1 protein-coding gene is annotated in these 602 nt (G+C 65.0%); it reads left to right on the plus strand.

Going from position 1 to position 602, the window contains the following annotated elements; all coding sequences use genetic code 11:
* Positions 1–274: hypothetical protein (locus ACXJKH_RS21885; protein ID WP_457322536.1), on the plus strand; the 274-nt coding region annotated here is incomplete at its 5' end.
* Positions 275–602 lie beyond the last annotated feature (328 nt).

The following is a 602-nucleotide window of genomic DNA, read 5'->3' on the forward strand; positions in this document are numbered from 1 at the left end:
GGATCGAACCGCCGACCACCTGCATGCCATGCAGGCGCTCTCCCAGCTGAGCTATGGCCCCACGATGCTGGAGGCCGAATTCTACGCGGATGTGAAGCGCGCGCCAAGTCTTTTTTCTGCAATAGCGAAGAAAAAAGCACGCGAATCGGTAGTGCCGAGCCATGCTCGGCAACCGCAGCAATGCAGACGCGGATCACCGCGAATGCACCCCAACAAAAGAGGCTCCTCTCCCAATGGAGGCGAGCGTCCTGTTGCAACGGCCGCAGCGGATTGAGCGCGGCCATCTGCGTGTGCCTCGGTGATGCGGGTGCACCGTGGATATGGTGCGTTGTCTTCGTTCGAGCATGCCGCGCGCGTGAGGGCCCCGCCAGCAGCCGGTAGGCCCCTGGCGCAAATGTCCCCCGGCCTGGCGGCCTCCTCCTTTATTTTGCCCAGGAGCCCACCGGCCGCTACGGGGCTCGGCTTGCGGTACAGGCGGGGAGCAAGGCTTCTCCGACTTCCGTCGGTGGGTCGGGCTCAGGGGCGCCATGCTCTTGGAGGCGAAATAAAGGGGGAGGGGGCGGCGGCAGGCCGACGCCGGAGGACATTCGCCGGAAAGGGTA

This window comes from Stenotrophomonas sp. P5_B8 (genome assembly GCF_054049855.1).